The organism is Sphaerisporangium sp. NPDC004334, from assembly GCF_053602655.1.
Genome location: NZ_JBSGDZ010000020.1, coordinates 181127 through 202654 on the forward strand (window position 1 = coordinate 181127; position 21528 = coordinate 202654).

A 21528-nucleotide genomic window follows, 5' to 3' on the forward strand; every position below is an offset into this window, starting at 1 on the left:
CGCCTGTCCGATCCCGGTACCTCACGGGGGTCCGGGATCGTCGGCGTGGTGGCGCCGTGGCGGGCTGCGGCGGAGCCGTCCCGCATCGGCGTTCTGTACTGATCTGTCAAAAACCCTAGCATGGTTCTGTACTGTTTCGTCCAGAATCCGGGCGCAGGTTCTGTATCGATCGGTCAAGATCTTGTAGGATGGGTGCATGGCCAGACCGCGCGGCTTCGACGAGCAGACCGTCCTCGAGACGGCCATGCTGCGCTTTCGGGCGACGGGCTACGCCGGCACGAGCCTGGACGACATCTCCGCCGCCACGGGCCTCGGGCGGGGGAGCCTCTACGCCTCCTTCGGCGACAAGCACACGGTGTTCATCAAGTCGCTCAACGAGTACGTGCGCCAGGCCCTGGCCGAGACGCGTGAGCTTCTCGACGGGCCCGACGACACCGCGGTGGAACGCCTGCACGGCTTCCTCGCGAGCGGTGCCCGGTTCGTCCTGGACGACGACGAACGTCTCGGTTGCATGGCGGGCAGGTTCGCCCACGAGGTGGGCACCCAGGACGGCAAGGCGCGCGACATCATCCGGGGGGTGTTCCTCGAACAGCAGCGGATCCTGCGCGACTGCGTCGCCGCGGCCCAGCGCCACGGCGACCTCGCCCCGGAGGCCGACGCCCGCGCCATCGCCGTCATGATCTTGTCGCTCAACCGCGGCTTCGACGTCATGGCCAAGGGCGGCATGGACGGCGCGGACCTCGACGCCGCGGCCGAACAGGCCTTCCAGGGCCTGCCGCTGACCTCCCGCTACCGGGCCCGCTCCGGCGAAGCGGCGCACGTTCCCGCCGCCCGCCAGGAGGCCGGACCCGCGGGCGGGTGAGTCGCCGAGGCCCGGCCAGGGTGCGGCCCAGGGTGTCTCCCTGGGGTGAGGCCCACGGGTCCCGCATGAGTATGTCGGGCATGAAACGACGATTGATCGTCCTGATGGCGGCGGCGGTGCCGGCGGCGGCGGCGCTGACGCCCACGGCCGCCGGCGCCCTCTCCCGCGACAGCGGCCCGGCAGCCGCCACGACCTGCGCCGCGGTTCCCGTCTCCGCGCCCTCCGGCACGAAGGTGGAGTCGGTGAAGGCGGTCGCCCACGCCGGCGGAACCGTCACCTTCCCCGCCGCTCCACCGCTGCATCCCGAGGAGGAGACGCTCACCGACGTGCCCGCCTGGTGCGACGTCACCGTCACGGTGAGCCACCCGGGCGCGAAGGACCATGTCGCCATCAAGATCTCGCTGCCCCAGGACAGGAAGAAGTGGACCGGACGGTTCCAGGCCACCGGAGGCAGCGCCTACCTCGCCGGTGATCTTGGCGGGGCCCCGCTGGTCAGCGCGGTGAAGGCTGGCTATGTCGCCGCGGCGACCGATGCCGGTGTCGGCGCGAACCCGCTCGACGTGAGCGGCTGGGCGCTCACCGCGGCCGGAAAGGTCAACACCCCGCTGCTGGAGAACTTCGCCTCCCGCTCGCTGCACGACATGGCCGTCATCGGCAAGGACGTGGCGAAGAGGTTCTACGACCGATCCGTGAGTTACGCGTACTGGAACGGCTGCTCGACCGGCGGCCGCCAGGGGTACGAGGAGGCCCAGAGCCACCCGGCCGACTTCGACGGGATCCTCGCCAAGGCGCCGGCGATCAACTGGGACCGGTTCGCGGTCGCCACACTCTGGTCGCAGGCCGTCTTCAACGAGGAGAAGGTCGCGCCCACCTCGTGTGAGCTGGAGGCTTTCACCGCCGCCGCGGTCAAGGCCTGCGACACCCTCGACGGCGTCCAGGACGGCGTCATCGACAGCCCGCACAAGTGCGGCTGGGACCCCCGTCGCCTGGTCGGCACCAAGGTCGTCTGCAAGGACAGGACGATCGTGATCTCCCGCGCCACCGCGGACGCGGTGCGCAAGGTCTGGGCGGGGCCGGTCATCTCCGGCCGCAAGCTCTGGTACGGGCCGAACAAGGGCGCGAGCCTGGCCGCCCTGGCCACTCCCGGCGCCCCGTTCTTCGTCGCCGACACCTGGGTCAAGTACTTCGTGACGCAGGACCCCTCGTTCGACACCACGAAGCTCACCTACACGTCCTTCGGGCAGCTCTTCCGCGCGTCGCAGCGGCGGTTCAACGACATCATCGGCGGCGACGACCCGGACCTGTCCGCGTTCGCGAAGGCCGGCGGCAAGCTGCTGAGCTGGCACGGCCAGACCGACGAACTGGTGCCCACCCAGGGCACGGTCGACTACCGCGAGCGGGTCGAGCGGGCCCTCGGCGGCGGCGAGCGGGTCGACGACTTCTACCGGCTGTTCCTGCTGCCCGGCGTGAACCACTGCGGCGGCGGCACCGGCCCGTACCCGGCCGACGACCTGGGCGCACTGGTCACCTGGGTGGAGAAGGGCAAGGCTCCGGCCACCCTGGCCGCCTCGGTCTCCGGCGCCGACGGCAGGACCGTCACGCGGAACGTCTGCCGCTACCCGATGGTGGCCCGCTACACCGGTCACGACGACACGGCCTCGGCCGCGAACTACCGCTGCGTCACCGCCTGACCCTGTCCGCACGACGCGGCGGCCCCGGGGACTCTCCCCGGGGCCGCCGCGGTCATACGGTGGGCGCGTCCAGCGCGGCTTCAGCGGCCGGGGGCGCGCTCGGTGACCTCCTGCAACAGGAAACCGTTGCCGTCCGGATCGCTGAACGAGGCGAACGAACCGTACGAGAGGCGGCCGGGGTAGAGGCCGGGAACCCGCTTCTCCTCGCCCGCGTGGTGGAAGACGCCGCCGGCGTCGTGGAAGATCTCGCTGACCTCGACGCCGCGGCCGACCAGGTCGGCCCGGGCCTCCTCGATGTCGCGCACGATCAGGTGCACGTTCTCCGCCGACCCGGGCGCGGCGGTGCCGATGCCTTCGCCCACGATGATCGAGCAGTGGGAGCCCGGCGGGGTGAAGTGCACGACCCGGAAGTCCTGGCCGCCGACGTAGTCGAGATCCTCGCGAAATCCGATCCGCTTGTAGAACTCCTTGGCCCGGTCGACGTCGGCCACCGGCAGCACGATCACTTCGAGCAGGTAGTCCACCACTGTCTCCACCTCTTCACGATCACGGTGATGCCGTCCGGCATCGGGTCCACGATCACGTGCGGGGCAGGACGCTCGCCCCAGGGTGACACCCTGGGGGCGTCCCTGGAGTCACCTGTCGCGCAGGGCGGAGGCGAGCTCGCGGCGCGAGCCGATGCCGAGCTTGGTGAAGACCTTGCGCAGGTGCCATTCGACGGTGCGCGGACTGAGGAACAGCACGGCGCCGATCTCCGGATTGGTGCGGCCCGCCACGGCCAGACGCGCGATCTGCGCCTCCTGGGGGGTGAGCTCCTCCCGTTCTCCGAGGGTCCGCCTGCGCACTGTCTCGCCGGTGGCGGCCAGTTCCCGCCCGGCCCGCTCGGCGAACCCCTCCGCGCCGATGGTGGTGAACGCCTCGTGCGCGACGCGCAGCTGTGCCCGGGCGTCGGCCCGCCGGTTCTCCCGTCGCAGCCACTCACCGTAGAGCAGGCGGGCCCGGGCGGTCTGCAGGCCGAGCCGGGTCGCGGACAACCGCTCGATCGCCTCTCGGTAGTTCTCCTCGACCGATCCGGCCGAGCCGGCCGGGCCGGCCGATCCGGCGAGCGCGTCCGCGAGCGCCTGGGCGCCGAGGGCCCAGTTGGTGCCGGCGGCACGTGTCCGGGCCGCGAGGCGGTCACGTGCCCGCGCCGCGACGGCGTGCTCCCCGGCGCGCGCGGCGGCTTCCACCAGCTCCCCGAGCGACCACTGCAGGACGGCGAGGTCTTCGTGCCGGGCCGCCTCGCGGGCCGCCCGCAGCGCGGCGGGGTACCGGCCGAGCCCGTTGTACAGCACCGCTCTGCTGTACCCGGCGACGGCGAGCAGCCACCCCATGCCACCCGCCTCGGCGTCGTTCACCAGAGCCTCGTTGAGCTCCAGCGCCGGCTCCTCGCGGCCGCGGTGCGCGGCCAGGATGACCGCGGTGGCCGGATGCGGGGACGAGCCGGTGGCGTTTCCGAGGGCCTCGGCCTCCTCCAGCAGGTCCGAGGCGTCGGCGAAGCGGCCGGCGTAGATCAGCGCGGTGGCACGGAAGGTCAGCGCGCTCGGCAGGAGGGACAGCGCGCCGGTCTCACGGGCGTAGCCGACGGCCTGCTCGGTCCTGGTGAGAAACGCCACGTCGTCCCACACCTCGTGCAAGATCGCCCCGCTCAGCCAGACCAGGTCCACGTCGTTGTGCGGGGAGACCTCGGCCAGGGCGCGAGCGAACAGCGGCACCGCCGCCGCGTGCCCCTCCAGGCTCCACGCCGTCAGAGCCTGGAGGAGCAGACCGGCCGGCTCTCCGCCCGCGGGGACGCCCCGGGCCGCCTCGGCGGCGCGGCGCAGGTCGCCGTCGCCGAGGCATCCCGCGTTCACGGCCGCGCCGATCGCCGCCAGGTAGGTCTCGCGGGCCGCCGCGGGATCCAGGGTCGCAAGACGGCGTGCGGCCGACAGCAGCGGCGGCCCGGCCGCCCGTCCGGCGTTGAGCGCGAACGCGACCTTGGCGCGCAGCCGCTCCACTCCGGCCTGCTGCACCAGGTCCAGCGGACCGAGTTCCGCCGTGGCCAGCAGGTCCGGAACCTCGGCGAGGGCCCCGGCGGCGAACCGGGCCGCCGCGGCGGCCAGGGTGCGCCCGGCGCGCTTCGCCGGATCGGGGGTCAGCTCCGCCGCGCGCTCCAGGAAGGCCGCGGCCGCCGACCGGCCGCCACGGGCCACCGCCCGGCCGGCCGACCGCTCCAGTTCGCCGGCGACCTCCTCGTCCGGTCCCAGCGCGGCGTGCGCCCGGTGCCAGGCGCGGCGGTCGGGGTCCCGCCCGGGATCGGTCACCTCGGCGAGCGCCCGGTGGACCTCCCGCAGCCCGGAGGGCGCGGCGGAGCGCCGGCTGGCCGAGCGGACCAGCGGATGCCGGAATCGGACCCGGGTCCCGATCTCGATCAGGCCCGCGGCGGTCGCGGGCGCCGCGGCGTCCATCCCGACGCCCAGCCGCTCCAGCGCGCGCCACAGCAGCGGCACGTCGCCGAGCGGTTCGACGGCGGCGGTGAGCAGCAGTGTGCGGGTGTCCTCGGGCAGCGCCGCGATGCGCCGCTGGAAGCCCTCCTCGACCCGGCTCACCAGCGGTGTCCCGCCGTGCCCGCCGAACCCGAACGCCAGTTCCGCCGGTGTGAGACCGCGCGGCAGTTCGAGAAGGGCCAGCGGGTTGCCGCGGGTCTCGGCGACGATCCGGTCGCGTACCCGGGCGTCGATCGGCCCGGGCAGGACCGAGCCCAGCAGTGCCCGCGCGTCCGCGTCGGGCAGGCCCTCGACGCGCAGTTCGGGCAGCCCCGCGAGGACCTGCTCGTCGCCGGGGCTGCGCGCCGCGAAGACCAGGGCGATCGACTCGCGGTCCAGCCGGCGGGCGACGAAGGCGAGGATCACCTCCGACATGCGGTCCATCCACTGCGCGTCGTCCACCACGCAGACCAGCGGCCGCTCCGAGGCGGCCTCGGCGAACAGCCCGAGCACGGCGAGTCCCACGAGCAACGGCTCCGGCGGGGTGCCGGTGCTGAGGCCGAAGGCGGTGGCGAGCGCGTCGCGCTGCGGCTCGGGCAGCCGGTCGAGACGGCCCAGCAGCGGGGCGCAGAGTTGCTGGAGCGCGGAGTAGGCGAGCTCGGTCTCCAGCTCCACCCCGGCCGCGCGGGCCACGTGACCGGCCGGCGCGGTCTCGGCGAGGTGGTCCAGCAGGGCGGTCTTGCCCACTCCGGCCTCGCCGCGCAGCACCAGCACCCGGCTCTGCCCCGCGCGGACCTCACGCAGCAGCCGTTCGAGCGCCTCCTGCTCGCGCCGCCGCCCTCGTAAAGCGGACATCCTGGTGTTGATCTGCACGTAATCCCCCCGCCGGGGAGGTTACAACACTCCTGCTCGGCTCGAACGTCGTGACGTGCCGGAGCCCTCCCCAGGGGATGCCCGGGGAGCCCAGGGGGCCGGGACCAGGGTCCCGACCAGGGTCTCTCCCAGGGGCGATCGGCCGGTACGGGCGGTCAGAGTGATCCGTACCTCGGAAAGCTGGAATGTCGGAAAGAATATGGAAGCCCCGATGTCGTCCCTCCTTCGCATCTACCTCGTCCGCGGCCTCATCGCGATCGCCTGGTCCGCCGCTTTCGTCGCCGTCCACGACTCGTTGACGGCCACCTCGGTGATCCTGCTCGTCGCGTACCCGATCATCGACGTCGTCGCCTCGCTGCTCGACGTCCGTGAGGATCCCGGGACTCCGGCCCGCAGGCTGCAGGTGTTCAACACGGTGCTCAGCGCCCTGACCGCCGTCGCTCTCGGCCTGTCCGCCATCGGCGGCGTCGGCGCGGTGCTGTTCGTGTTCGGCCTCTGGGCCATCGTCTCCGGTGCCGCCCAACTGGCCGTGGCCGTCCGCCGCCGCGGCCCCGAGCTCGGCCGTCAGTGGCCGATGCTCGTCGCCGGCGCCTTGTCGGTCATCGCCGGTCTCACCTACCTGCCCGCCGCCGTCGGCGACCACCCCGGCCTGACCCCGCTGATCATGTACACCGCGGCCGGTGGCGCCTTCTTCGTCATCCAGGCCGCGACCCTGGCCTGGAAGCGGCGCCGCCGGGCGCGGGCCGTCCAGGCCTGATCGACGCCCTGACGCCATGGCGGCCGGTCCACCCGCCGGCACCGTCTCTTCGCTCATGCTTCATCCGGACCGATCGGCCTATCACGGCGGCCGAGGACGGGCAGAGGATCTTTATTGGGTTGCGGGCGGTGGTGCGACTCTGGCGTCATTGATGGCGTCGGTTCGGAGTCCGGCGGAGGGAGGCGACACGCGATGGTGTACAAGAAGGTGCCGGGTGGGCGTGCGCCGATCCGGATGTGGGCCGAGCCCGACGAGGTCGAGCCGCAGGCGATGCAGCAGTTGCGCAACGTGGCGAACCTGCCGTGGACGCATGGTGTCGCCGTGATGCCGGACGTGCATTACGGCATGGGGGCCACCGTGGGCTCGGTGATCGCGATGCGCGACGCCGTGTCGCCGGCGGCGGTCGGGGTGGACATCGGCTGCGGCATGAGCGCGGTGCGCACCTCGCTCAAGGTCGACGACCTTCCGGACAATCTGCCCTACCTCCGCTCGCGGCTGGAGCAGGCCGTCCCGGTGGGGTTCCACGCCCACAAGCGACCGGTGGAGCCGGGCAGGTTGCACGGGTTCCCGGCCGGTCAGTGGGACTCCTTCTGGAAGGGCTTCGACGCCCTGGCGCCCGCGGTGCGGGGCAGGAGGCAGCGTGCCGAGGTACAGATGGGCACGCTCGGCGGCGGCAACCACTTCCTGGAGGTCTGCTCCGACGACGAGGGCGCCGTGTGGGTGGTGCTGCACTCCGGCTCGCGCAACATCGGCAAGGAGCTGGCCGAGCACCACATCGAGCAGGCGCGCAAGCTGCCGCACAACCAGGACCTCCCCGACCGCGACCTGGCGGTCTTCGTGGCCGGCACGGTGAAGATGGAGGCCTACCGGCGTGACCTGTTCTGGGCGCAGGACTACGCCCGCCACAACCGGGCGGTCATGATGGCCCTGGTCTGCGGCGTGCTGCGCAAGCACTTCGCCGGCGTCACCTTCGACCGGCCCATCTCCTGCCACCACAACTACGTCGCCGAGGAGACCTACGACGGGATGGACCTGCTGGTCACCCGCAAGGGCGCGATCAGGGCGGGTTCCGGCGAACTCGGCATCATCCCCGGGTCGATGGCGACGGGCACCTACATCGTCAAGGGCCTGGGCAACGCCAAGGCGTTCAACTCGGCCTCCCACGGCGCCGGGCGCAAGATGAGCAGGAACAAGGCCAAGCGCACCTTCACCCTCGGCGACCTGGAGGCGCAGACCAGCGGCGTCGAGTGCCGCAAGGACGCGGGTGTGCTGGACGAGATCCCGGGCGCCTACAAGGACCTGGAGTCGGTCATGGCCGCCCAGACCGACCTGGTCGAGGTCGTCGCCCGGCTGCGCCAGATCATCTGCGTCAAGGGCTGAACGCGCCTGCCCGGCGGCCGCGACGCGTGGTTCCAGGGCCGCCGCCTGGCGCGTGGCGGCCCTGGAGATCACCAGAGCGGTGCACCGGCGCCCTGTAAGGCGCCGGTCCTGTAAGGCGCCGGTCCCGGAAGGCGACGGTCCCGGAAGGCGACGGTCTTGCAGGAGGTGCCGGTCTCGCGGGAGGTGCGAGGTCTCGGAGGTGTGGCCCTCAGGACCGCCGGGGCGGTCCTGAGCTGCGACGGACGACGAGATGCGGCTGGACGACGATGCGGGCGGGCGGGACGGCCGGGTAGGCGCCGTCGGCGCCCTCCGCCGCGGGGGCGGAGTGGTCGCGGTCGTCGGCCAGGGCGTCCAGCAGCAACTCGATCGCCTTGCGGCCCACCTCGGAGAAGTCCTGCGCCACGGTGGTCATCGGCGGGGTGAAGAACTCCGACTCGGGCACGTCGTCGAAGCCCACGACGCTCACGTCGTCGGGGACGCGGATGCGCGCCTCGTCCAGCGCCCGCACCACCCCGAGGGCCATCTGGTCGTTGGCCACGAACACGGCCGTCAGATCGGGCACGCCGGCCAGCAGCTGACCGCAGCGGTAGCCCGAGCGTGGGCTCCAGTCGCCCGACAGCGGCTCGGGGATCGGGGCGCCGGCGGCCAGCAGGGTCTCGCGCCAGCCCTGGGTGCGCGCCTGGGACTCCAGCCAGTCCGGTGGTCCCGAGACGTGCCACACCGTGCGGTGGCCGAGCCGCAGCAGGTGCTCGGTGACCAGAGCCCCTCCCTTGCGCTGGTCGACGTTGACGACGGGGAGGCCGACGCCGGCGTCCCCTTCGACCGTCACCACCGGGACGGGCTGCGGCATCTCGGCCAGCGCGACCGCGATCGCGCTCTGCGGCACGATGACCACCAGCCCGTCCACCTGCTGGCGGGCCAGGTGGTCGAGCGCCTCGGCCAGGTCGTCGCGGGTCAGCTCGCGCAGGCTCACGATGCTCACGAAGTAGCCGGCCTCGCGGGCGGCCCGTTCGAGGCCGTAGAGCGTGCTGGCCGGGCCGTACAGCGTCGTGTCGAAGGCGACGACCCCGAGGGTGTTGGTCTGCCGGGTCACCAGCGCGCGGGCGCTGGAGTTGCGGCGGTAGCCGAGACCCTCGATGGCGGCGAGCACCCGTTCACGGGTCTCCTGGCGCACGTTAGGGTGATCGTTCAGAACCCGGGATACGGTCTGGTGCGACACGCCTGCGAGCCTTGCCACATCCGCCATGACGGGGGAGCGATGGACGTTGCGAGCCATGACTCTGGCCCCGCCTCCTTCCTCGCGGGCTGTAGGCCCACGCTGGGGTGGGTCAATTGTTAACGTTCACATCGCCTTTGTAAAGGCATTTCGCGGTTTGACTTGAGCGCTTTACGGACGGGCACGCCAACCGGTCCACCGGGGCGAGGCGCCCGGCCGCGCCGAGCCCCGGCGGCGCCGTCTCGTCCCCTCCGCGAGGGGGGACGGGACGGCGCCGCCGGACGCGGGGCCGCGAGAGCGGTACGCCGTCAGAAACCCTGGGCCAGGCGGTAGTACGCCTGGTTCCAGCGCAGCTCCTTGGCGAACTGGCGCGAGGTGGTGTCGGCGTCGATCACCAGCAGCTCCACCCCGAGCATGTCGGCGAAGTCGGTCAGCTCCTCGGCGCCCACCGCCGCCGACAGCACCGTGTGGTGCGGGGCGCCGGCCGTCAGCCACGACTCCGCCGAGGTGCGCAGGTCCGGGCGCGGCGTCCAGACCGCCCGCGCCACCGGCAGGCGGGGGAGCGGCTCGGCGGGGGAGATGACGTCGATCTCGTTGGCCACCAGCCGGAACCGCTCGCCCATGTCGGCCAGGCCCACCACCACCGCGGGCCCCGGCGCGGCGTCGAACACCAGCCGCACCGGGTCCTCACGGCCGCCGATGCTCAGCGGGTGGATCTCGCACGAGGGCGTGCCCGCGGCGATGGTCGGGCAGACCTCCAGCATGTGCGCGCCGAGGATGGCCTCCTCGCCGGGCGTCAGGTGGTAGGTGTAGTCCTCCATGAAGGAGGTGCCACCGGGCAGCCCCTCCGACATGACCTTCAGCGTGCGCAGCAGCACCGAGGTCTTCCAGTCGCCCTCGCCGCCGAAGCCGTAGCCGTCGGCCATCAGCCGCTGAACGGCGAGGCCGGGGAGCTGCCGCAGCCCGCCCAGGTCCTCGAAGTTGGTGGTGAAGGCCTTGAAGCCGCCATCGCGCAGGAAGCCGCGCAGCCCGAGCTCGACGCGGGCCGCGTACCGCAGCGACTCGTGCCGCTCGCCGCCCGCCCGCAGCTCGGGGGCGACCTGGTAGAGCTCCTCGTACTCCTTGACCAGCGTGCCGACCTCGGAGTCGGCGGCGGCGTCCACCGCCTCGACCAGTTCGTTGACGCCGTAGGTGTTCACCGAGACGCCGAACCGCAGCTGCGCCTCGACCTTGTCGCCCTCGGTGACGGCCACGTCGCGCATGTTGTCGCCGAACCTGGCCAGCTTGAGCGAGGCGACCTCGGCCCGGCCCGCCGCGGCCCGCGCCCAGGCGGCGATGCGCGCCACGACCGACGGGTCGCTGACGTGCCCGGCCACGGTCTTGCGCGCCACGCCGAGCCGGGACTGGATGTAGCCGAACTCCCGGTCGCCGTGGGCGGCCTGGTTGAGGTTCATGAAGTCCATGTCGATGGAGCTCCACGGCAGCGCGACGTTGGCCTGCGTGTGCAGGTGCAGCAGCGGCTTGCGCAGCGCGTCCAGCCCGGCGATCCACATCTTGGCGGGGGAGAAGGTGTGCATCCAGGCGACGACGCCGGCGCAGTCGTCGTCGGCGCTCGCCTCCAGGCACACCTTGCGGATGGCGGCGGCGTCGGTGAGCACCGGCTTCCAGACCACCTCGAAGGGCAGCGCGCGGTCCAGTGCGCCGGCGATCTCCTGGGACTGCCCGGCCACCTGCGCCAGCGTCTCGTCGCCGTACAGGCCCTGGCTGCCGGTCAGGAACCACAGTTTCACAGGGGACTCCTCTGCCCGTATACGTTCTGGTAGCGGTCGTACAAGTGGTCGATGTCGGCCTGGGGGATGGGCAGCGGCTCGCCGAGCTGGCGGGCGACGTGCACGGTGCGCGCGACGTCCTCGCACATCACCGCGGCCTTCACCGCCGCCTTCGCCGAGTCGCCGATGGTGAAGACCCCGTGGTTCTGCATGAGCACCGCGGGGGAGCGGTGCCCCGACAGCGTGGCGACGATGCCCTTGCCGATGTCGTCGTTGCCGATCAGGGCGAACGGCCCCACCGGTATCTCGCCGCCGAACTCGTCGGCCATCGCGGTGAGCACGCACGGGATCGGCTCGGCGCGGGCCGCCCACGCCGAGGCGTAGGTGGAGTGGGTGTGCACCACCCCGTTCACCTCGGGCATGTGGCGGTAGGTGTAGGCGTGCGCGGCGGTGTCGCTGGAGGGCGCGTAGTCGCCCTCGACCAGGTTGCCCTCAAGGTCGCACACGACCATCGCCTCGGGGGTCAGCTCGTCGTAGGACACGCCGCTGGGCTTGATGACGAACAGGTCGCCGCCGGGGGCGCGTCCGGAGACGTTGCCGGCGGTCCAGGCGACCAGGTTGTAGCGCACCAGCTCGGCGTGCAGCCGGCTGACCGTCTCGCGCAGCTCGGGCAGCATCATGCCCCGGCCTCGTTCCTGATCGCGCGGAGCCGGTGCAGCAGCTCCCCGTCGGCGAAGTGGTCGTGCAGCCGGCGGTACTCGGCGTACAGCCGGTCGTAGGCGTCGGCGCTGGCGTCGTCGGGCACGTAGGCGGCCGGCGTGCGCTTGCCCATCGCGGCGGCGGCCTCGGCGATGTCGGGGTAGGCGCCCGCCGCGACGGCCGCGTGGATGGCCGAGCCGAGCGCGGGGCCCTGGTCGGAGCCGATGACCGACAGCGGGCGGCGCAGCACGTCCGCGTAGACCTGCATGAGGAAGGGGTTCTTGAGCAGCCCGCCGGCGACGACGAACTCCTCCACCGGCACCCCCGACTTCTCGAAGGTCTCCACGATGACCCGGGCGCCGAAGGCCGTGGCCTCGATGAGCGCCCGGTAGACGTCCTCGGGCCGGGTGGCGAGCGTCTGCCCGGCGATCACCGCCGACAGGTTGTGGTCCACCAGCACCGAGCGGTTGCCGTTGTGCCAGTCGAGCGCGACCAGGCCGTGCGCGCCGACGTTCTGCGCGGCGGCCAGGGAGGTCAGGTACTCGTGGACGCTCACCCCGAGCTCGGCGGCCCGTTCGGTGTAGGAGGCGGGCACCGAGGTCTCGACGAACCAGGCGAAGATGTCGCCCACGCCCGACTGCCCGGCCTCGTAGCCCCAAAGACCCGGCACGATGCCGTCGCGGACGACGCCGCACATGCCCGGCACCTCGGCCAACTGGTCGGAGGGCATCACATGGCAGGTGGAGGTGCCCATGATGGCGACCATCTGCCCGGGACGGACGGCGTCGGCGGCGGCCGCGGTGACGTGGGCGTCGACGTTGCCCACCGCGACGGCGATGCCCTCGGGCAACTTGGTGAGCTCCGCCGCCTCGGCCGTCAGCCGGCCGGCCAGGCCGCCGAGGGGCGAGGGTTCCCCGCCGAGCTTGGCGGTGAACCCCGCGAAGCCCGGGTGCAGGGCGGCGAGGAACTCCTCGGAGGGGTAGCCGCCGTCCTGGTAGATGCCCTTGTAGCCGGCGGTGCAGGTGTTGCGGGTCTCGACGCCGGTGAGCCGCCAGATGATCCAGTCGGCCGCCTCGATCCAGCGTTCGGCCAGGCCGTACACCTCCGGGTCCTCCTCCAGGACCTGCAGGCCCTTGGCGAACTGCCACTCGGAGGAGATCTTGCCGCCGTAGCGCGGCAGCCACGCCTCGCCGCGCTCGGCGGCCAGGGCGTTGATCCGGTCGGCGTGCGGCTGGGCGGCGTGGTGCTTCCACAGCTTCGGCCACGCGTGGGGCCGGTCGGGGAGCAGATCGCTCAGCGGAGTGCCGTCGGCGGTGGCGGGTAGCACCGTGCAGGCGGTGAAGTCGGTGCCGATGCCGATCACCTGGCCGGGGGAGATCCCCGCCACGGCCAGGGCCTTGGGGACGGCGACACGCAGGACGTCGAGCCAGTCCCGGGGGGACTGCAGGGCCCAGTCGGGGCCGAGCCGGACGCCGCTGCCGGGAAGCGTCTCCTCGATGACGCGGTCGGCGTACTCGTGGACCGCCGCGCCGAGCTCGGCGCCGTCGTCCACCCGCACCACGACGGCGCGTCCCGACAGCGTGCCGAAGTCGACGCCGACTACACAGTGACTGTTGTTATCGCTCACATTCACTCTCAGGTTGCCGGATGCCGTAAGCCGAACTTGCCGATCCGAACCGCGGGCACCGGTGCGGGCACCGGTTCCGCGGGCGGCGGTGGGCCGGCGCGTCAGCCATGCCTGCGCTCGACTGTGAACGTTAACAACAGGCGGCGTCAAGGAGATTCAGGTCACGGTCCGGTTACGCCGTAATAGTTGCTTAACATCAGGTTGACGTCCCGGCTGCCAGGGCGTTTACTGATGCGCGCTTTGCCCGCCCGCCCCTCCAGGGGGCAGGCCGGCCCGCGGACCGGTGCCGCCGGGGCGGCCGTGGCGGGCGCCGGCGCGCGAAGCGGCTCGCCGGGCGCGCCTGCTCGCGACCTGGCGGCGGCGCCCCCGCCAGGGGTGACGTACACTCACGCGGGCACGCCGGTCGACGATGCGTGTGCGGGCCGCCGGGCGCGCCTGGCGGCGCCTCCACCCCCACGGCCGAGAGAATCGCTGGTCATCAAGGGTTTCACTCTTGTTACAGCGACGTTATCGACATCTATTGACAGGCTAATTGTTAGCGATAACACTAACCGCTCAGGCATTGGCCACCGCCCCGCCTGATCGCGATCCTGGAGGTCACCGTCAAAGGCGCGGAGGCGGAGGGCGAGGCGCTCGCGACACTCCGCCACGGTGGAGCCGCCGCGACACGCGTCGGGCCTCCCAAGGGCCCGCAAGGATCCACCCGCTCGCATCGGGACCCCCACTCGCAAGGAGTAGCACGATGAGAATCGCAAGACTGGCGACGGTGGCATCCACCCTCGCGCTGGCCGCCGCACTGACCGCGTGCGGCTCCAGCCAGAAGACCGCGGACACGCAGGCGACCTCGTCCGAGGCCGCCGCCGGCAACGGCGGCGCCCTGGTCGGCGTCACCATGCCGACCAAGTCCTCCGAGCGCTGGATCCACGACGGCGACAACGTCAAGGCGAGCCTGGAGAAGCTCGGGTACAAGGTCGACCTCCAGTACGCGGAGAACGACATCCCCACCCAGGTCAACCAGATCGAGAACCAGATCACCAAGGGCGCCAAGCTCCTGGTCATCGCCTCGATCGACGGCACCGCCATCACCACGCAGCTCCAGGAGGCGGCCGACAAGAAGATCCCGGTCATCGCCTACGACCGGCTGATCCGCAACAGCCCGAACGTCGACTACTACGCCACCTTCGACAACTTCAAGGTCGGCGTGCAGCAGGCGACCTCGCTGCTGGTCGGCCTGAAGCTCAAGACCGCCGACGGCGGCGACGGCGACGCCAAGGGCCCCTTCAACGTCGAGCTGTTCGCCGGCTCGCCGGACGACAACAACGCCACGTTCTTCTTCAACGGCGCCATGTCCGTCCTGAAGCCCTACATCGACAAGGGCACCATCAAGGTCCAGAGCGGCCAGACCGACTTCAAGACCGTCGCCATCCTGCGCTGGGACCCCGCCACCGCGCAGAAGCGCATGGAGGACCTGCTCACCAAGACCTACAGCGGCGGCAAGAAGGTCGACGGCGTGCTGTCCCCCTACGACGGCCTGTCGATCGGCATCCTGTCGGCGCTGAAGAGCAACGGCTACGGCACCTCCGGCCAGCCGTACCCCATCGTGACCGGCCAGGACGCCGAGCTGGCCTCGGTGAAGTCCATCATCGCCGGTGAGCAGTACTCCACGATCTACAAGGACACGCGCCAGCTCGCGGAGGTCACCGTCAAGATGGCCGACGCCGTGCTCAAGGGCGGCAAGCCCGAGGTGAACAACACCAAGGACTACGACAACGGCAACAAGGTCGTCCCCTCCTACCTGCTCGACCCGGTGATCGTCGACAAGAGCAACTACCAGAAGGTCGTCGTCGACAGCGGTTACTACACGCAGGCGCAGCTGGGCTGATCCAACGCGGTGCGGCGCCGTGGTCACGGCGCCGCACCGCGCCGTGACATTCCCCCAAGGGACGGAAAACCACATGACCGACGACATCCTGCGGATGCGTGGAATCACCAAGACGTTCCCCGGAGTCAAGGCGCTCCAGGACGTCAACCTGTCCGTGCGCCGAGGCGAGATCCACGCGATCTGCGGCGAGAACGGGGCGGGCAAGTCGACGCTGATGAAGGTGCTGTCGGGCGTGTACCCCCACGGCTCCTACGAGGGTGAGATCCTCTTCGAGGGCGAGCCGTGCCGCTTCGCGGGCATCCGCGACAGCGAGCACCGCGGCATCGTGATCATCCACCAGGAGCTGGCGCTGAGCCCGCAGCTCTCGATCGCCGAGAACATCTTCCTGGGCAACGAGCGCGCCACGCGCGGCCTGATCGACTGGAACCGCACCAACCACGAGGCCGGCCTGCTCCTCCAGCGCGTCGGCCTGCCGGAGAACCCGGTGACCCCGGTCGCCGACATCGGCGTCGGCAAGCAGCAGCTCGTCGAGATCGCCAAGGCGCTGTCGAAGGAGGTGCGGCTGCTCATCCTGGACGAGCCGACGGCCGCGCTGAACGACGAGGACTCCGCGCACCTGCTCGACCTGCTGCGCGGGCTGCGCGACGAGGGCATCACCTGCGTGATCATCTCGCACAAGCTCAACGAGGTCATCGCGATCGCCGACTCGATCACCATCCTGCGTGACGGGCGCACGATCGAGACCATGGACATGAAGGCCGACCACGTCACCGAGGACCGCATCATCTCGGGCATGGTCGGCCGCGATCTGGAGAACCGCTTCCCGCCGCACGAGCCCAAGATCGGCGAGGAGGCGCTGCGCATCGAGGACTGGACGGTCTACAGCCCCACGCAGCGCGGGCGCAAGGTCGTCTCCGGCGCGAACATGACGCTGCGGCGCGGCGAGATCGTCGGTCTGGCCGGACTGATGGGCGCGGGGCGCACCGAGCTGGCCATGAGCGTGTTCGGCCGCTCCTACGGGGTGGACATCTCCGGGCGCGTCTACCGCGACGGCAAGCCCGTGGAGATCCGCTCGGTGCGCGACGCCATCGACCACGGCATCGCCTACGCCACCGAGGACCGCAAGCGCTACGGGCTCAACCTCATCGACGACATCAAGCGCAACATCTCCGCCGCAGACCTGGCGAGGCTGGCCAAGCGGGGCTGGATCAACGACAACGAGGAGTACCGGGTCGCCGACGAGTACCGCGGGAGCATGAACATCAAGGCCCCCAGTGTGCTCAGCGTCACCGGCAAGCTCAGCGGCGGCAACCAGCAGAAGGTCGTCCTCTCCAAGTGGATCTTCACCGACGCCGACGTGCTCATCCTCGACGAGCCCACCCGGGGCATCGACGTGGGCGCCAAGTACGAGATCTACACGATCATCAACCGCCTGGCCGACCAGGGCAAGGCGATCCTGGTCATATCCTCTGAACTGCCCGAACTGCTAGGTCTGTGTGATCGGATCTACACGCTCTCGGAAGGCCGCATCACCGGCGAGGTCGCGCGTGAGGACGCGACCCAGGAGCGCCTGATGCACTACATGATGAAGGGACAGGAGCAGATCCGATGAGCAGCATCTCCCCCACCGACGCCGCCGTGGCGCCCGGCGGAAAGGACGCCGGACCCGCGCAGCCTCCCGGGCGCGCCTCGCTGTTCGGCGTCTCGCTGAACATCCGGCAGAGCGGCATCTACATCGCCTTCGCGCTGATCGTCGTGCTGTTCGCCGTGCTCACCGACGGCGCCCTGCTGGAGCCGCAGAACATCTCCAACGTCATCGTCCAGAACTCCTACATCCTGATCCTCGCCATCGGCATGATCATCATCATCATCGCCGGGCACATCGACCTGTCGGTCGGATCGGTGGTGGCCGTCACCGGGGCCATCTCGGCGGTGCTGATGGTCAACTACGGGGTTCCCTGGCCGCTCGCCGTGCTGCTCACCCTCATCGCGGGCGCGCTCATCGGCGCCTGGCAGGGCTTCTGGATCGCCTACTTCGGCATCCCGGCGTTCATCGTCACGCTCGCCGGCCTGCTGCTGTTCCGGGCGCTCACCCTCACGGTCCTCGGCAACCAGGGCATCGGCCCCTTCCCCGACCAGGTGCGCACGCTGGCCAACGGCTTCACCGACGGCTACCTCGGCAACATCGGCCTCGGCCCGCTCGGCGGCGCCGACCTGTTCAGCCTGCTCGTCGGCATCATCGCGGTCGCCGGCATGGCCGTCTCTCAGTGGCGTACACGCACCGCGCGGCAGAGGTACAGCCAGAGCGTCGACCCGCTGCCGGTCTTCCTGCTGAAGATCATCGCGGCGGCGGTCGTCGTCCTGGCCATCGTGGTGCAGCTCGCCCGCTTCAAGAACCTGCCCTGGGTGCTGGTGCTGCTGGCGGCCCTGGTGCTCGGCTACTCGATGGTGACCAACCGCGCGGTGTTCGGCCGCCGCATCTACGCCATCGGCGGCAACCTGCAGGCGGCGGTGCTGTCCGGCGTCAAGGTCAAGTCGGTGGTCTTCTGGATCTTCGTCAACATGGGCGTGCTGTCGGCCCTGGCCGGCATCATCTTCGCCGGGCGCCTCAACCAGGCGGGCCCGACGGCCGGCGGTTCCTTCGAGCTCGACGCGATCGCCGCGGCCTTCATCGGCGGCGCGGCCGTCCAGGGCGGCGTCGGCAAGGTGATCGGCGCGATCACCGGCGGCCTGATCATGGGTGTCATCAACAACGGCATGTCGCTGATCGGCGCGCCGAGCGAGCGCGTGATGCTGGTCAAGGGCGTCGTCCTGCTCGCCGCCGTCGCCTTCGACGTGTGGACCAAGCGCCGCTCGGGCGCCGCCCAGTAAGGCGCCGCGAGCCGCATGGGCGGCGCCCCACTCGCGGGGCGCCGCCCATGTTCGTCGCGGGACAAGAGCGGCGTCGTACGGCGGCCCGAACGCCGGCTCACCCCGGCCGGAGGCGACGGAGCGGGCCGGGACGCGGTGGACGGCGCGGGGACGATGCGGGGCGCGGGACGATGCGGGACGCGGGGCGCGGGGACGGCGCGGGGCGCGGGGATGGTCGCGCGCGGATGACCGGACGCGCGGGCGGTGGGCGCGGCGACCCCTAAGCGCGCGGAATTGCGGCGGGGCAGGGGGCGTTTCGTCGGAGGCGACGGCTACTGTGAAAATCGTATACACCTTCGCCGTCGGCTGACGGATTCCGCCGATGAACGTTCGCGCAACCACAGGAGGCCCCCCGGTGCTCGTTGACTCGTTCGGGCGAGTGGCCACCGACCTCAGGGTCTCGTTGACCGACAAGTGCAACCTCCGGTGCGCCTACTGCATGCCACCGGAGGGGCTCGACTGGCTGCCCAAGCCCGAGCTGCTCACCGCCGACGAGATCTGCCGCCTGGTGGCCATCGGCGTCGAGCGGCTCGGCGTCACCGAGATCCGCTTCACCGGGGGAGAGCCGCTGCTGCGGCGCGAGGTGCTCGACATCGTCGCGCGCTCCGCCGCGCTGCGCCCCCGGCCCCAACTGTCGATCACCTCCAACGGCATCGGCCTGACGCGCCTGGCCGGCCCGCTGGCCGAGGCGGGCCTCGACCGGGTCAACATCTCGCTGGACACCCTCGACCGCGAGGCGTTCGCCAGGCTCACCCGCCGCGACCGCCTGCCGGACGTCCTGGCGGGCCTGGCGGCGGCCGACGCCGCAGGCCTTCGCCCGGTGAAGGTCAACGCGGTCCTCATGCGAGGCGTCAACGACAGCGAGGCGCCGCACCTGCTGCGTTACTGCCTGGAGCGCGGCTACGAGCTGCGCTTCATCGAGCAGATGCCGCTCGACGCCCAGCACGGCTGGCGGCGCGAGAACATGGTCACCGCCGACGAGATCCTGTCGATCCTGTCGCGGGAGTTCACGCTGACCCCCGATGACCCCGCCGGGCGGGGCAGCGCCCCGGCCGAGGTGTTCCTGGTGGACGGCGGCCCGGCGAGGGTCGGCGTCATCGGCTCGGTGACCCGGCCGTTCTGCGGCGCCTGCGACCGGGTGCGGCTGACCGCGGACGGCCAGATCCGCAACTGCCTGTTCGCCACCGAGGAGTCCGACCTGCGCGCGGCCCTGCGCTCGGGGGCCGGTGACGACGAACTGGCCCTGCGGTGGGTCGCCGCGGTGCGCGGCAAGCGCGCCGGCCACGGCATCGACGATCCGAGCTTCCTGCAGCCCTCCCGTCCCATGTCGGCCATCGGCGGCTGAGATGGGCGCCGCGCCGCCCGGGCCGCCGCACGACCTCCCCGGCCCGGCCGCCCGTGACCCCGTACCGCCGGCCGTCCCGTCGCGTGACCCCGTGGTGCCGGCGGTGCCGCCGTACGACGCGGTGGTGCTGGCCGGAGGACGGGCGCGTCGGCTCGGCGGGGAGGACAAGCCCGGCGTCTCCGTCGGCGGCCTGACGCTCATCGAGCGGGTCGCCGCCGCCGTGCCCGGCGCCGCCCGGCTCGTCGTGGTCGGCCCGCCGCGCCCCGGCCTGCCGCGCGCCGAGTTCGTCCGCGAGGACCCGCCAGGCGGCGGCCCGGTGCCGGCCCTGCGCGCGGGCCTGGCACGGGTGCGCGCGCCCTGGGTGGCGCTGCTGGCCGCCGACCTGCCCTTCCTGCTGCCCGAGCACGTGACGGCGCTGCTGTCGGCCGCGCGGGGCGGGGCCGGGGCCGTCCTGGCCGACGACGAGGGCCGCGAGCAGTGGCTCACCGGCGTCTGGCACGCCGAGACCCTGTCCAGGGCCTTGGCCGGCTACCAGGGGCGCTCGCTGTACGGGCTGCTCGGCCCGCTGGCCCCGGCGCGGCTGCGACCGCCGGTGGCGGACGACGGCCGTGATCCGTGGTTCGATTGCGACACGATCGACGACGTGGAGGCCGCCAGGAGGCGGGCGCCGCGCGAGGCCGCCGGGCCGCCGTCCGGCGCCGGGGCGGTGGGCGAGCGTCCGTGAGGGATGATGCTCGCCGGAGGTGTGAAAGGTGCACGACGAACACGACGAGAGGGACCACATGAACGTGCTCGCCGAGTGGACGGCGCTGGTCTGCAAAGAACTGGGCATCGACCCCGAGAAGGTCGACAGGGACGCCGTCCTCGACCTGACCAGGGACGTCGCCCACGGGGTGGCCCGGCCCGCGGCGCCGCTGACGGCGTACCTGCTCGGCCTGGCCGAGGGGGCGGGCACCGCGCCGCCGCGGGCCGCCGAGCGGCTGTCGGCGCTGGCCGAGAACTGGGGGCAGGCGACGGTGGAGACCCTCGGCGACCGGTGAGCCGGCGTCGCGCGGGCGCGTGCGAGAGAAGCGCCGACGCGGTTGACCAGGAGTTTTTATCCGGAAATGGGCGACGCCGGGTGGTTACGGGGGCAAACCACCCGGCGTCGCTTCATCGGCGTTCCGACGGGGGCCCGGAACGCCGGCACGAGCGCTCCGACGGGGGACCAGAGCGCTTGCTTAAAGCGTACACCTACAACCCATGGGGTGCGTCAAGACTTTGTCACGACCCGATCTCGCGTCGGTGGCGTGGTATCTCGGTTTGGTTAGGTTCTTCCTCGTCAAAGGTCGAGCTCACGCCGGTGTTCGGCTGGTTGGCCCCGACCACGGCGATGTAGGGCAGGAAGATCGCCCCGGCCACGAATAGCGCCCTGACAGGCCAGGGGACGTCCAGTACGACGGCGAGAATGAGACAAATGGTGCGTATGCCCATTTGGATGAAATAACGCTTCTCCCTGCGGCCGATGTCGGCCGTCAGCGAGGGCCTCGCGTTGGTGACCTCATGTACGACCGTGCGGTCGCGCCGAAACCTCACACCGACCACGTTAGTCCGCCAACTCCTCGGCGCTGACGGCGGCCACGGGCCTGGCGGGCGTCATACGATCAAGGCCGACGCTAAGGAGAGATCGATGAGCGATCGTACGTACCGCGTGACCGAGATCGTCGGCACGTCGCCCGAGAGCGTGGACCAGGCGATACGCAACGGCATCCGCAGGGCCTCCCAGACCCTCCGCCACCTCGACTGGTTCGAGGTCACCGAGGTGCGCGGGCAGATCCTGGACGGCGAGATCGGCCACTACCAGGTGGGGATGAAGGTCGGCTTCCGCCTGGAGGACTCCTAGGAGGCCCGCGGGGCCGCGGGCGCCGCAAGGCCGCCAGGGGCGCCCATCCCGAGCTCCGCTCGGCGGGCGTCCACAGCTCTGGCGGCTCATCGAGGCCGTCGGCCAGCAATCCGTCGAGCCAGGCGTCGTGG

18 protein-coding genes are annotated in these 21528 nt (G+C 71.6%); 11 read left to right on the forward strand and 7 right to left on the reverse strand.

The window, feature by feature from the left end:
- Positions 1-196: 196 nt before the first annotated feature.
- Complete coding sequence (locus tag ACWEN6_RS26545) at positions 197-862, forward strand: TetR/AcrR family transcriptional regulator (protein ID WP_452573767.1); 666 nt, start codon at positions 197-199, stop codon at positions 860-862.
- Between the two features lie 80 nt (positions 863-942).
- Entirely contained in the window at positions 943-2553 is a 1611-nt protein-coding gene (locus ACWEN6_RS26550; RefSeq protein WP_452573769.1) for a tannase/feruloyl esterase family alpha/beta hydrolase, read from the forward strand.
- Positions 2554-2633: 80 nt separating this feature from the next.
- Here the strand turns inward: ACWEN6_RS26550 and ACWEN6_RS26555 are convergent, their stop codons facing one another.
- Together ACWEN6_RS26555 and ACWEN6_RS26560 are read right to left on the reverse strand one after the other, a co-directional pair.
- Positions 2634-3089, reverse strand: a complete 456-nt coding sequence (locus ACWEN6_RS26555; protein WP_452573771.1) for a VOC family protein — start codon at positions 3087-3089, stop codon at positions 2634-2636.
- A gap of 99 nt (positions 3090-3188) precedes the next feature.
- Positions 3189-5912: a helix-turn-helix transcriptional regulator gene (locus tag ACWEN6_RS26560; protein ID WP_452573773.1), complete on the reverse strand. Its 2724-nt coding sequence runs from the start codon at positions 5910-5912 to the stop codon at positions 3189-3191.
- 229 nt (positions 5913-6141) lie between these two features.
- Between ACWEN6_RS26560 and ACWEN6_RS26565 the strand changes: the two genes are divergently transcribed.
- The gene (locus ACWEN6_RS26565) at positions 6142-6687 is read left to right on the forward strand and encodes a DUF308 domain-containing protein (RefSeq protein WP_452573775.1); all 546 of its coding nucleotides are present in this window, start codon (positions 6142-6144) and stop codon (positions 6685-6687) included.
- A 192-nt stretch (positions 6688-6879) separates the two neighbouring features.
- Positions 6880-8067 carry an RtcB family protein gene (locus tag ACWEN6_RS26570; RefSeq protein ID WP_452573777.1) on the forward strand — a complete coding sequence of 396 codons (1188 nt, stop codon included), beginning with the start codon at positions 6880-6882 and terminating at the stop codon, positions 8065-8067.
- Positions 8068-8275: 208 nt separating this feature from the next.
- Here the strand turns inward: ACWEN6_RS26570 and ACWEN6_RS26575 are convergent, their stop codons facing one another.
- The 4 genes from ACWEN6_RS26575 to araB form a co-directional block, all read right to left on the reverse strand.
- Complete coding sequence (locus ACWEN6_RS26575) at positions 8276-9313, reverse strand: LacI family DNA-binding transcriptional regulator (RefSeq protein ID WP_354845283.1); 1038 nt, start codon at positions 9311-9313, stop codon at positions 8276-8278.
- A 278-nt stretch (positions 9314-9591) separates the two neighbouring features.
- Entirely contained in the window at positions 9592-11073 is a 1482-nt protein-coding gene (araA, locus tag ACWEN6_RS26580; RefSeq protein ID WP_452573779.1) for an L-arabinose isomerase, read from the reverse strand.
- Positions 11070-11732, reverse strand: coding sequence for an L-ribulose-5-phosphate 4-epimerase (locus tag ACWEN6_RS26585; protein ID WP_354845146.1), 663 nt, complete (start codon positions 11730-11732; stop codon positions 11070-11072). The genes araA and ACWEN6_RS26585 overlap by 4 nt, the downstream gene beginning before the upstream one ends.
- Positions 11729-13378, reverse strand: coding sequence for a ribulokinase (gene araB, locus ACWEN6_RS26590; protein WP_452573781.1), 1650 nt, complete (start codon positions 13376-13378; stop codon positions 11729-11731). The genes ACWEN6_RS26585 and araB overlap by 4 nt, the downstream gene beginning before the upstream one ends.
- A 742-nt stretch (positions 13379-14120) precedes the next feature.
- Here araB and chvE point away from each other — a divergent pair.
- The 6 genes from chvE to ACWEN6_RS26620 all read left to right on the forward strand — a co-directional run bounded on the left by chvE (position 14121) and on the right by ACWEN6_RS26620 (position 20555).
- Entirely contained in the window at positions 14121-15260 is a 1140-nt protein-coding gene (gene chvE, locus ACWEN6_RS26595; RefSeq protein ID WP_354845152.1) for a multiple monosaccharide ABC transporter substrate-binding protein, read from the forward strand.
- A gap of 73 nt (positions 15261-15333) precedes the next feature.
- Positions 15334-16872 carry a multiple monosaccharide ABC transporter ATP-binding protein gene (mmsA, locus tag ACWEN6_RS26600; protein WP_452573783.1) on the forward strand — a complete coding sequence of 513 codons (1539 nt, stop codon included), beginning with the start codon at positions 15334-15336 and terminating at the stop codon, positions 16870-16872.
- On the forward strand, positions 16869-18131 hold the full coding sequence (gene mmsB / locus ACWEN6_RS26605; protein ID WP_452573785.1) for a multiple monosaccharide ABC transporter permease: 1263 nt from the start codon (positions 16869-16871) through the stop codon (positions 18129-18131). The genes mmsA and mmsB overlap by 4 nt, the downstream gene beginning before the upstream one ends.
- Before the next feature lie 394 nt (positions 18132-18525).
- Positions 18526-19515 (forward strand): GTP 3',8-cyclase MoaA, encoded by a 990-nt coding sequence (moaA, locus tag ACWEN6_RS26610; protein WP_452573787.1) that lies wholly within the window; start codon positions 18526-18528, stop codon positions 19513-19515.
- Between the two features lies 1 nt (position 19516).
- Positions 19517-20239: a molybdenum cofactor guanylyltransferase gene (gene mobA / locus ACWEN6_RS26615; protein WP_452573789.1), complete on the forward strand. Its 723-nt coding sequence runs from the start codon at positions 19517-19519 to the stop codon at positions 20237-20239.
- Positions 20240-20267: 28 nt separating this feature from the next.
- Entirely contained in the window at positions 20268-20555 is a 288-nt protein-coding gene (locus ACWEN6_RS26620) for a DUF6457 domain-containing protein (RefSeq protein ID WP_452573791.1), read from the forward strand.
- A 223-nt stretch (positions 20556-20778) separates the two neighbouring features.
- Here ACWEN6_RS26620 and ACWEN6_RS26625 read toward each other — a convergent pair whose 3' ends face one another.
- Positions 20779-21090, reverse strand: coding sequence for a DUF3099 domain-containing protein (locus ACWEN6_RS26625; RefSeq protein WP_354845170.1), 312 nt, complete (start codon positions 21088-21090; stop codon positions 20779-20781).
- Between the two features lie 94 nt (positions 21091-21184).
- On the opposite strand from ACWEN6_RS26625, the gene ACWEN6_RS26630 reads away from it, so the two are divergent.
- On the forward strand, positions 21185-21397 hold the full coding sequence (locus ACWEN6_RS26630; protein ID WP_452573793.1) for a dodecin: 213 nt from the start codon (positions 21185-21187) through the stop codon (positions 21395-21397).
- The last annotated feature ends 131 nt before the right edge of the window (positions 21398-21528 follow it).

What these genes read in the sequence shown, in the direction of transcription:
- ACWEN6_RS26545 (WP_452573767.1), top strand. Translation starts at nt 197, where the DNA reads ATGGCCAGACCGCGCGGCTTCGACGAGCAGACCGTCCTCGAGACGGCC.
- ACWEN6_RS26550 (WP_452573769.1), top strand. Translation starts at nt 943, where the DNA reads ATGAAACGACGATTGATCGTCCTGATGGCGGCGGCGGTGCCGGCGGCG.
- ACWEN6_RS26560 (WP_452573773.1), bottom strand. Translation starts at nt 5,912, where the DNA reads ATGTCCGCTTTACGAGGGCGGCGGCGCGAGCAGGAGGCGCTCGAACGG.
- ACWEN6_RS26565 (WP_452573775.1), top strand. Translation starts at nt 6,142, where the DNA reads ATGTCGTCCCTCCTTCGCATCTACCTCGTCCGCGGCCTCATCGCGATC.
- ACWEN6_RS26570 (WP_452573777.1), top strand. Translation starts at nt 6,880, where the DNA reads ATGGTGTACAAGAAGGTGCCGGGTGGGCGTGCGCCGATCCGGATGTGG.
- ACWEN6_RS26575 (WP_354845283.1), bottom strand. Translation starts at nt 9,313, where the DNA reads ATGGCGGATGTGGCAAGGCTCGCAGGCGTGTCGCACCAGACCGTATCC.
- ACWEN6_RS26585 (WP_354845146.1), bottom strand. Translation starts at nt 11,732, where the DNA reads ATGATGCTGCCCGAGCTGCGCGAGACGGTCAGCCGGCTGCACGCCGAG.
- chvE (WP_354845152.1), top strand. Translation starts at nt 14,121, where the DNA reads ATGAGAATCGCAAGACTGGCGACGGTGGCATCCACCCTCGCGCTGGCC.
- mmsA (WP_452573783.1), top strand. Translation starts at nt 15,334, where the DNA reads ATGACCGACGACATCCTGCGGATGCGTGGAATCACCAAGACGTTCCCC.
- mmsB (WP_452573785.1), top strand. Translation starts at nt 16,869, where the DNA reads ATGAGCAGCATCTCCCCCACCGACGCCGCCGTGGCGCCCGGCGGAAAG.
- mobA (WP_452573789.1), top strand. Translation starts at nt 19,517, where the DNA reads ATGGGCGCCGCGCCGCCCGGGCCGCCGCACGACCTCCCCGGCCCGGCC.
- ACWEN6_RS26630 (WP_452573793.1), top strand. Translation starts at nt 21,185, where the DNA reads ATGAGCGATCGTACGTACCGCGTGACCGAGATCGTCGGCACGTCGCCC.